The following is a 611-nucleotide window of genomic DNA, read 5'->3' as shown; positions in this document are numbered from 1 at the left end:
CTGGTGGCTGCGGCGGCGCTGCTGCTCGCGCGCTGGGTCGGCGGCGTCTGGAACATGGGCTGGCAGAGCGCGCTCGCGCTGTCGGGCGCGACGGCGATGAGCAGCACGGCCATCGTGGTCAAGCTCCTGGCCGAGCGCGGCGAGTTGGAGAGCACGCACGGCCGGCGGATCATGGGCATCTTGCTGTTCCAGGACCTGGCCGTGGTGCCGCTGCTGGTGCTCATCCCGGCGCTCGGTTCGGAACCCGAACTGCTCCTGCCCTCGCTGGGCTGGGCGCTGCTCAAGGCCGCCTTGCTCGTGGGCCTGCTGCTCATCGGGGGGCAGCGGCTGATGCACTGGTGGCTCATGCTGGTCGCGCGCCGCAAGAGCGACGAGCTGTTCATGCTGAACCTGCTGCTGATCACGCTCGGCCTGGCCTGGCTGACCGAGCTCGCGGGGCTGAGCTTGGCGCTGGGCGCCTTCATCGCCGGCGTGCTGATCTCCGAGACCGAGTACCGCCACCAGGTGGAAACCGACATCCGTCCGTTCCATGACGTGCTGCTGGGGCTGTTCTTCATCACCATCGGCATGCTGCTCGACTGGCACATCCTGATCGAACGCTGGGCCCTGGT

General features: G+C 68.6%; 1 protein-coding gene. It reads left to right on the top strand.

The window, feature by feature from the left end:
• On the top strand, positions 1 to 611 hold a 611-nt coding region (locus VTU_RS30340; protein WP_040894300.1), incomplete at both ends, for a cation:proton antiporter domain-containing protein.

Origin of the sequence: Verminephrobacter aporrectodeae subsp. tuberculatae At4 (genome assembly GCF_000193225.1) — a bacterium.
GTDB lineage: Bacteria > Pseudomonadota > Gammaproteobacteria > Burkholderiales > Burkholderiaceae_C > Acidovorax > Acidovorax aporrectodeae.
Note: the sequence above shows the minus strand (reverse complement) of the source record. Positions and strands in the feature narration are given on the sequence as shown.